Annotated in this window: 12 protein-coding genes; 9 read left to right on the forward strand and 3 right to left on the reverse strand. The window is 70.1% G+C overall.

Annotation, left to right across the window (positions count from 1 at the left end):
* Positions 1 to 407: 407 nt before the first annotated feature.
* The 7 genes from IPI43_31830 to IPI43_31860 all read left to right on the forward strand — a co-directional run bounded on the left by IPI43_31830 (position 408) and on the right by IPI43_31860 (position 4851).
* Positions 408 to 824, forward strand: a complete 417-nt coding sequence (locus tag IPI43_31830; GenBank protein ID MBK7778654.1) for a hypothetical protein — start codon at positions 408 to 410, stop codon at positions 822 to 824.
* Between the two features lie 121 nt (positions 825 to 945).
* On the forward strand, positions 946 to 2313 hold the full coding sequence (locus tag IPI43_31835) for a DDE-type integrase/transposase/recombinase (GenBank protein MBK7778655.1): 1368 nt from the start codon (positions 946 to 948) through the stop codon (positions 2311 to 2313).
* A complete protein-coding gene (locus IPI43_31840; protein MBK7778656.1) occupies positions 2310 to 3131 on the forward strand; it encodes an AAA family ATPase in 822 nt (273 codons plus the stop codon). The genes IPI43_31835 and IPI43_31840 overlap by 4 nt, the downstream gene beginning before the upstream one ends.
* A gap of 308 nt (positions 3132 to 3439) precedes the next feature.
* On the forward strand, positions 3440 to 3895 hold the full coding sequence (locus tag IPI43_31845; GenBank protein MBK7778657.1) for a hypothetical protein: 456 nt from the start codon (positions 3440 to 3442) through the stop codon (positions 3893 to 3895).
* 28 nt (positions 3896 to 3923) lie between these two features.
* Positions 3924 to 4223 (forward strand): transposase, encoded by a 300-nt coding sequence (locus IPI43_31850; protein ID MBK7778658.1) that lies wholly within the window; start codon positions 3924 to 3926, stop codon positions 4221 to 4223.
* 13 nt (positions 4224 to 4236) lie between these two features.
* A complete protein-coding gene (locus tag IPI43_31855) occupies positions 4237 to 4524 on the forward strand; it encodes a transposase (GenBank protein MBK7778659.1) in 288 nt (95 codons plus the stop codon).
* Positions 4525 to 4593: 69 nt separating this feature from the next.
* Positions 4594 to 4851, forward strand: coding sequence for a transposase domain-containing protein (locus IPI43_31860; GenBank protein ID MBK7778660.1), 258 nt, complete (start codon positions 4594 to 4596; stop codon positions 4849 to 4851).
* On the opposite strand, the gene IPI43_31865 is transcribed toward IPI43_31860, so the two are convergent.
* From IPI43_31865 to IPI43_31875, 3 genes are read right to left on the reverse strand one after another with little or no spacing between them, the layout of a single operon-like run.
* Complete coding sequence (locus tag IPI43_31865) at positions 4830 to 5201, reverse strand: hypothetical protein (protein ID MBK7778661.1); 372 nt, start codon at positions 5199 to 5201, stop codon at positions 4830 to 4832. The genes IPI43_31860 and IPI43_31865 overlap by 22 nt on opposite strands.
* Before the next feature lie 58 nt (positions 5202 to 5259).
* Positions 5260 to 5442: a hypothetical protein gene (locus IPI43_31870; protein MBK7778662.1), complete on the reverse strand. Its 183-nt coding sequence runs from the start codon at positions 5440 to 5442 to the stop codon at positions 5260 to 5262.
* On the reverse strand, positions 5403 to 5729 hold the full coding sequence (locus tag IPI43_31875) for a hypothetical protein (GenBank protein MBK7778663.1): 327 nt from the start codon (positions 5727 to 5729) through the stop codon (positions 5403 to 5405). The genes IPI43_31870 and IPI43_31875 overlap by 40 nt, the downstream gene beginning before the upstream one ends.
* 1036 nt (positions 5730 to 6765) lie before the next feature.
* On the opposite strand from IPI43_31875, the gene IPI43_31880 reads away from it, so the two are divergent.
* On the forward strand, positions 6766 to 7539 hold the full coding sequence (locus IPI43_31880; GenBank protein MBK7778664.1) for a hypothetical protein: 774 nt from the start codon (positions 6766 to 6768) through the stop codon (positions 7537 to 7539).
* Positions 7536 to 8806: hypothetical protein (locus IPI43_31885; GenBank protein MBK7778665.1), on the forward strand; the 1271-nt coding region annotated here is incomplete at its 3' end. The genes IPI43_31880 and IPI43_31885, both read left to right, overlap by 4 nt.

Genomic DNA, 8806 nt, shown 5'->3' on the forward strand with positions numbered 1-8806 from the left:
TCTGCTGATGCCGATCCCCGCCCTTGCTGAGCGGCGGGCATGAGGGCAGTGGCCCGCGCGCTTTCGCGATGGGCCTCGAGACGTGTCGGTCATTTCACCCGGGATCCGGGTCCGGGGTAGACGGCGTCGCAGGAGTCCGGGGCGTTGGCATGGAGCCGGCCACGACGGAATAGGTGACGAGGCCGTAGTTTGGCGACGGCGTCCTCGTCACGCCCCGGCCACCTATCCAGAGTTCCCAGGGTCAGCGCTTCATCGTTCATCGAGGTTCGGACGTCAACTCTTGGGAGCAGAGCCTGCCCTCGGTGGGGGCGGCGCGTCCGAGGCGGTGTCCGTGTTGCGGGCTTGCAGCAAGGCGTCTTGGTGGACGCGTGATGCTGCACGGGCACGGTATGCGAGAGCGGCTTGTCGTGGGTCCGACGGATCTCGGTGGCCGTCCGCGCGTGTCGGGTGTGGTGGTGCGGCGGTACCAGTGCCAGGGCTGCGGAGCCGTGTTGGTGGTGGTGCCGCAGGGCGTGTTGCCACGACTGCGGTACTCGCTGGTGGCGGTGGTCACGGCGCTGGTCGCGTGGGGCCACGAGGGTCGTGCGGGCTGGCGGGTTCGCGCGGACGTCAGCCCGTGGGCGAGCTCAGGCGACGAGCGGCTTCACGGCTGGCGTTCGCTCACGCGTTGGCTGAGCTGCTCGCTGACGACGGGGCTCTACGTGGACGCGACAGCACCACCGCGAGCGCGGGCGGGCTCCATCGCGACGCAGCTCGCCGCGCTGGCGCCGCTGCCCACTGGCGTAGTGGCCACCGACGCGGTGTGCGGCGCGCTCCATCGCTGATGCGCATCACGCCTGAAAGAACGCTCGAAGTCGTCCCACCAGCTCTGTTCGTTCCGGGCACTCGGGACCCCTGAGATGACTCCACCAGCTGCGCGATGGACGCGCGCCAAGGAGAATCGTCATGCCCCCATCCCTCGAATCACTCGCTCCCAAGGACTCGGCGGAGGACCTCGCGGTCTTCCGTTCGCAAGTCGTCGGCCCACTCTTGTGCCGTGACGGGCGCACGCACGGCGAGCTCGCCGAGGCGCTGCGTGAGCTGTCGCGCACGCCGGTCCGTCCTCCTGGATCATCAAGGCCCAGGACGTACTCGGTGGCCACCCTGGAGCGCTGGTACTACGCGTTTCGCGCCACGGGGCTCGACGCGCTCCGGCCTGCCCGACGAGCTGGCGTGCGACTCGCGGCGGCGCTCGGCGAGGCGGAGCGTGAGCTCCTGCTCGAGATCCGTCGCACCCACCCGCGTGTCCCGGTGAGCGTGGTCCTCGAGACCCTCGTCGCCGACGGGCGCTTGGACCGCACCCGCATCTCCGCGTCGACGCTGCGCCGCTTCTATCGCGCTCACGGGCTCGATGCTCGGACGCTGCGACACAGCGACCTCGAGCCACGGCGGCGCTGGCAGACCTCGACGCCCAATGCGCTCTGGCACGCCGACGTGTGCCACGGCCCCGCGCTGCGCATCGATGGCAGGTCGGCGCCGCTGCGCATCCACGCGATCCTCGACGACTACAGCCGTCACATCATCGCGCTCCAGGCCACCACCAACGAGCGCGAGAGCGAGATGCTCATGCTCATGGTCAAGGCGCTGCGCTCGCACCCCGCGCCCGAGGTGCTGTACCTCGACAACGGCGCCACCTACTCGGGCACCGCGCTCGCCACAGCGTGCGCGCGTGTCGGCATCGGGCTCGTGCACGCCAAGCCCTACGACCCCCAGGCGCGCGGCAAGATGGAGCGCTTCTGGCGCACGCTGCGCGAGCAGTGCCTCGACCACTGCACTGGCCTCGGCTCGCTGCACGACGTGCAGGTGCGGCTGCTCGCGTGGCTCAACGACCGCTACCTCGTCACATCGCACGGCGGGCTCGTCGGGCGTACGCCCACCGAGGCCTACGCCGATGGCGAGCGGCGAGCGCCCGTCGCCGAATCCATGCTGCGCGAAGCACTCATCGTGCGGGCGCGGCGTCGCGTGCTCGGCGACGGCACCGTGTCCATCGCGGGCACCGACTTCGAGCTGGACCAGGGCTACCTCGCGGGCCGCAACGTCACCGTCGCCCGCTCCTTGCTCGATCCCAGCACGCCGCCGTGGGTCGAACACGAAGACCAGCGCCTTGCGCTCCGTCCCGTCGACCCAAAGGCCAACGGCAAGGCCAAGCGCGCGCCGCGGCCCGCTGGCACCAAGGGTGTCGACAGCGTGCCCTTCGACCCCGCCGAGGCTGTCCTCGACCGCTTCGTCGGGCGCGCACCCCGGCACGTCGCGGAGAAGGGAGCCGCACAGTGACCGCCAACGCATGGGCTCATTACTTCGGCTTCGCGTCGCCGCCGTTCTCAAAGGAGATCCGCGATGACGACCTCTGGGTCCCCGCGTCGCGCGAGCGCCGCGTCGACCGTCTCGTCGAGGCCTGCCACGACCACGAGCACATCCTGCTCACCGGCGAGCCTGGTGTCGGCAAGACCTGCGTCCTGCGCTCGCTACGACAGCGCCTCCCTGAAGCCGGATTCCGTCTCACCTACTGCCACAACGCTACGCTCGGACGTCGCGACTTCTATCGCCAGCTCTGCCTGGCGCTGGGCCTGAGCCCGCGTGCCACGGCGGCGGCGGTCTTCTACGAGATCGGCCAGCACATCCACGAGCTCGGCGCCGCCCGCGTCCACCCCGTCTTCCTCCTCGACGAAGCCCACCTGCTCCACCAGGACGTGCTCGACCACCTGCACATCCTCGCCAACTACGACTGGGACAGCAAAGCCCTCCTCACCATCGTCCTCGTCGGCCTGCCCGAACTCGCCGACCGGCTCGCGCTGCGCCGCAACCGCTCACTGCTGAGCCGCATCCACACGCGCGTGCAGCTCGGCGCGGCCTCGCCCGAGGACACCGCCGAGTACATCGAGTACCGCGTGCGCGCCGTCGGCGGAGACGCCAACCCCTTCTCGAGCGACGCCGTCGCCATCCTCCACGAGGCCTCCTCCGGTCGCCTCCGCGACATCGACCGCCTCGCCACCAACGCCCTCCGACACGCTGCCTCTCGCAAGGTCCGCATCGTCGACCGATCCGTCCTCGGCAAGGTACTCGGAGACCACCTCAACGACCTCGTCGCCTGACCAACCCGCACGCCCCTGATGGCCATCATCCCGCCGCGCGCAGCGCGTCACACGGGTGGTGGCCATCACGCGTCGCGCATCCGTGCGCACCACCGCGATGGACATCGCCGCCGTGCCCGGCGGCGCGCATCACGCGATGCCCATCAAGCTCCGTGACACGAGGTCCATCGCTGGGCGCGCTCGGTAACCAGCAGGCGAGTCAGAGCGCAAAGCGAGAACACGAGAGGCAGGACAGCAAAAGGCTCTGTACCGCCGGATGCTTGAAGCTGGAACCGCAAGCTCGAGCGCGGGCCTGATGGGCCAGCAGCGTGAGCGCGCGACGATCGGAAACCAGCTCACGCTCGACGTCCTGTCGGCGATGCTGGGCGAAGCGCGCGGCAGCGGACATCGATGCGCTTCAGGGGCCAGATGAGCCCGAAGAGAAGAAGCCTCGCAAGAAGGGTCACGGACGCAGGCCGCTCCCCGAGGACCTGCCGCGGGTGGACATCGAGATCATCCCCGACGAGGTTCAGCGCGCCGGGCTCGACGCGTTCGAGCGCATCGGCGAAGAGGTGACCGAGGTCCTCGAGCGTCGGCCCGGGTCGATGGTCATCGCGCGCATCATCAAGCCGAAGTTCGTGCGCAAGGACCGCGACCGAACGCGCCCACCAGGTGCACGTCGGGCAGACGCCGTCGCTCCCGATTCCGCGCAGCGTCGCGGGCCAGCTTCCTGGCGGACACGCTCGTGCGTCGCTGGCAGGACCACGCGCCGCTGCACCCCTTGAGCAGATGTACGCGCGCGAGGGCGTCGAGATGGCACGCTCGACCATCTGCGGCTGGCACGAGCAGCTGAGGCCGCTCGTGGAGCCTCTCATCGCTGCGATGCGCGCCGAGGCGTTCACGGCCCCCTACCTCTGCACCGACGCCACTGGCGTCCTGGTACAAGCGAAGGAGCAGTGCCGCCGCGGACACTTTTGGGTGCTCATCGACCCTGGAAGACACGTGCTCTTCGAGTACACGCGCAACCACACCAACGACGCGGTCGACTCGCTGCTCGCGGGCTACGAAGGCTATCTCGTGGCCGACGCGCGTAGTCAACGACCACCTCTATGAGCGCGGCGACATCGTGGAGGTGAACTGCTGGGCCCACAGCCGCAGGTACTTCTTCAAGGCGATGGCGTCCGATCCCGAGCGCGCGGGCCAAGCCCTACGCATGCAGGGGCTGTTGTTCAAGATCGAGCGCAGCATCAAGGACGCGCCCCGCAAGAAGCGCGAAGCCATCCGGCAGAAGCACTCGGCGCCTGTCGTCGAACGCTTCTTCTCTGGTGCGATGCCGAGGTGGGAGCGCGCCCTCGAGGACACCCCACGATGCCGCGCGCTGCCTCTACGCCCCGGAACCAGCGCGTGGGCCTGAGCGTTTCTCACCGACGGCCGCCTGCCGCTCGAGAACAACATCAGCGAGCGCGAGCTCCGCCGGCAGGCCGTGGGCCGCAAGAACTGGCTCTTCGTCGGCAGCGACGACGCCGCTCACGTGAACGCCGCCTTCACCACGCTCCTCGCCAGCTGCCGCATGGTCGGCGTCGAGCCCTGGGAGTACCTGCGCGACCTGTTCTGCCTGCTCCCAGCCTGGCCTTCTCACCGCGTCCTCGAGCTGGCGCCCGCGTACTGGGCCGGCACGCGCGAACGCGAGGACGTGGTCGCCATGCTCGCTGCGGACCCCTACCGCGCCGCCACTCTCTGAGCACTGGGCGCCCGTCGGGCTGAAGCGCGGTCGTCAAGGACGCGTTCACCGAACGGATACGGATGAACTCGCGCGCCGCCGCTGCTGGGGTCTTGGTCGGTGAACTGAACGCCCAGGTCCACGTTCTCGTTGCCGCCGCTGGTGGGGATGATGGTGGTGGACTCGATGACCTCGCCCTGCGCGCTGATGAAGCGCAGCACCACGCCGCTGCCGCCGCGCAGGCAGCTCGCCCGCGTCGACGGTGTGCCAGGCGCCGCCGCTGCGCTGCACCGGGGTCCACGGGTTGTCCGCCGCGACGCCGTCGCCCGCCCGCGGAAGTCGATGCTGCGGATGGGGATGCGGTGGTTCATGGGCGCGATGCGCAGGTAGCTGGGGTTCGGTTGTTCACGCGCACGTGCACGTTGCCGCTCACCGGGCAGGCACACGGCGCGCGCTGCCTTCGTCGTTGGCGCCGCCGCCCACGGCCTCTGCCGCTTCGTTGGCGAGGTCGATGTGGAAGTGCCCGCCCGCGCACGGCGGGTTGCCCTCGATGGGGCAGAGGTCCGCGATCATCACCACCTCGGTGCCGTTGATGGTGTCGATCTCCAGCACTCACCGCACGACTCGCCCGCCGCGCCGCCGTAGGAGCTGCCGTTCCACGGCTCGGCGATGGCGCCCGTGACGCCGCTGCGCACGAAGGCGGGCAGGAAGTTCGCGTTGCGCGGGAACTCGCACCAGCCGGTGTCTCCGGCGTTGTAGGAGGTGAGCCGCACGCTCCCGCACGTCTCGCTGGGGGCGACGCCGCCGCCATCGCGCGGTGGGGTCATGCCGCCCGAGCCGTCGCCGCAGGCGAGTGAGGTGAGCGCGAGGACCAACGAGGCAGCGGGCAGGAAGCGCATCCCGCGAGTCTAGCGGCCTTGGAGGCGACGAAGCCAGAGTGGGGCTTTCGCAGATTGCTAGATCTCAGTGGCTTTCGGCCCGAGGCTGACGGGGATGGGCGCGATGGGGTCGCTCACGCCTCGGCGAGTCACACACCGTTGTACGCAATGGACAACCTCGACCCCCCAAGCGGTCGAGAACATGCTTCCAGGAGGCGATTCCCTCGCGCTCTCCCAACTAGGAGCACGGCGCATTCATCGTGCTCGAGGCCCCAAGATGGCTTCCCCCCACCTGCGACTGTCAGCCAGTTATCCTCCATCTTGTGCGCTCTTGGCGTTGGTTCTTCTCCATGGCTAGTGGAGGAAACACCAAGGGCACTCCGCCAAACCCGCGCGACGCCGGTGGCGGCATCGACTCGGGGCCTCCCGATAGTGGTGGCCCAATCGGATCCGGAGAGAGCGTTCCCGAGACGATCGACATGTCGGGCGGCAGCATCACCCTCGCGGGCGCGGAGCTGACGATCCCTCCCGGCGCACTGAGCGCGCCCACGCAGATCACGATCACGGAGACCACAGACGCGGCGCCCGCGGGTACACGCTACTCGCCCGTCTGGCGCTCCACAAGGCAGATGGGATGGTGATCGGGGACTGCGGCGAAGGGTGACTTGGAAGCGATATTCTGTCACCGTCATCGGCGGCGCGTTCAAAGGCAAGGGGGAGAGACACCATGGCGAAGTGCAGTGTGACGGGTAGGGAGACACAGGCGTGCGACGGTGACCGAAGCATGCGGAACCGATCGCTCTCCGGCTGGACGCCGGTGTTGGTGGGCCTGCTCGCGGCGCTCTCGGGCGTGGGTTGTGGTGGTGGGATACCGCTCGAGGAGTGCACGGGAGGCACGTGAGAACGACGGAGACCTCGAGACTGGCTGCGTGGCATGGACGGTCTGTGGTGCTGGTGAGTACGTGAGCGCCGCGGGCACGGCGGAGACGGACCGCGAGTGCGCGGCGTGTGCCGTGGGCGAGTACTCGGTGACCCCCAACGCCGCGAGCTGCACCGCGTGGACCGGGTGCGTGGCTGGCGAGTACGTGAGCGCGGCGGGCACGGCCGCGCGCGACCCGAGGTGCACGGATGCACGAGCGGGACGTTCAGCGCGAGCGGTGACGCCGCGAGCTGCAGCCCGTGGACCGAGTGCGTGGCTGGCGAGTACGTGAGCACGGCCGGCAGCGCGAGCGCCGACCAGGCGTGCACGGTGTGCGCGACGGGGACGTACACCTCGGGCCCCAACCAGGCTGTGTGCGTGGCGCTGACGGGCTGTGCGCCGGGGACGGTGCAGACGGCACCGGCCACGATGACGGCGCCGGCCGTGTGCGCGGCGTGCAGCGTCGGGCAGTACTGCGCGGGCGGCGAACTCGCAGCCGTGGTGTGCGACGACGGCGACGGCACGTGGGACCACGACGGAAGCGCGGCCACGGCGTGCGTGGCCCGCACCTCGTGCTCTGCAGGGACCTACGTCTCGGCCGAAGGCGGCGCGACGACCGACCGCAGCTGCACGGCCTGTGCGAGCGGGAGCTACACCAGCGTGAGCAACGCAACCAGCTGCATGGCGTATGCGACGTGCGTGGCGGGCGAGTACGTGAGCACGGCGGGGACAGGCACGAGCGACCAGATCTGCACGGCCTGCGGCGACGGCGCGAGTACAGGCGACACCACCGACGCGGCGAGCTGCAGCGCCTGGCGCGCCTGCACCGCAGGGCAGTACGTGACTGGCGACGGCAGCGACGTCACCGACCGCACCTGCGGCGGGTGCGCGAGCGGGGCTACAGCGACGTGAGCAACGCGACCTCGTGCACTGCCTACAGCACGTGCATCGCCGGTCAATACGTGACCGTGCCGGGCAGCACCATGAATGACCGCGCGTGCGGCACGTGCGCCAACGGGACGTACACGTCGGGACCCAACCAGACCACGTGCGTGCCCGTGGGCTCCTGCGCGCCGGGCACGGTGGAGACCACGCCGGCCACCATGATGGCGCCTCCCGTGTGCGCGGACTGCGACCCAGGTGAGTACTGCGCCGGCGGCACGGTGGCGGCCGTCGCGTGCGATGACGGCGACGGCACCTGGGACGACGACAGCGACCCGGCGACGGTCTGCGCTGCGCGCACCACCTGTGCGACCGGCAGCTACGTCGCCACTGAGGGAGACGCGACCACCGACCGCACGTGCACCGCGTGCGCGCTGGGCAGCCACAGCGGCACCCCGAACGCACCCAGCTGCAGCGCATGGACCACCTGCGTGGCGGGCCAGTCCATCGGCACCGTGGGGAGCGCCACGGCCGACCGCATGTGCAGCGCGTGCGCGGACGGTAGCTTCAGCATCACCGAGAACGCGACCAGCTGCACCCCGTGGGCCACCTGTGTGCCCGGGCAGTACGAAGCCGAAGAAGGCAGCCCGAGCGCGAACCGCGTGTGCACGGGCTGCAGCAGCGGCAGCTTCAGCATCGCCAACAACGCGCCGAGCTGCACCCCGTGGCAGACCTGCGCGGCGGGCCGCTACGTGAGCAACACTCCGTCCGACACCGTGGACCAGGTGTGCGTGGACTGCGCGGGAGGGACCTACACCGCCATGGCCAACCTCTCCATGTGCCTCGCGCACGGCATGTGCGCAGCGGGCACGGTGCAGAGTGCGGCGGGCACCACCACGATGGCGCCGGTGTGCGCCACGTGCAGCCCGGGCGAGTACTGCGCGGGCCACACCACCGCGGCCGTCGCTTGCGGCGGCAGCACCTGGGACCATGACGGGAGCCCGGCGACAGCGTGCGCCACGCGCACGGACTGTGGAGCGGGGCAGTCCGTGGTGAGCAACGGCAACGCGACCACGAACCGCACATGCGCGGCCTGCACGGGGGAGACCTACAGCACCGCGACCAACGCGCCGACTTGCACCCCGTGGGCCGTGTGCGCGGCGGGCACCTGTAAGCAGTCCGGGGAGCGATGCGGTCAACCGGGTGTGCACGCCGTGCGCGTTGGGGGAGTACTCCACAGGCCCGAACCAGATGATGTGCCAGGCTCACGGCTCGTGCGCGGCCGGCACGGAGCAGA

It is taken from the genome of Sandaracinaceae bacterium, from assembly GCA_016706685.1.
Lineage (GTDB): Bacteria > Myxococcota_A > Polyangia > Polyangiales > Houyiibacteriaceae > JADJJE01.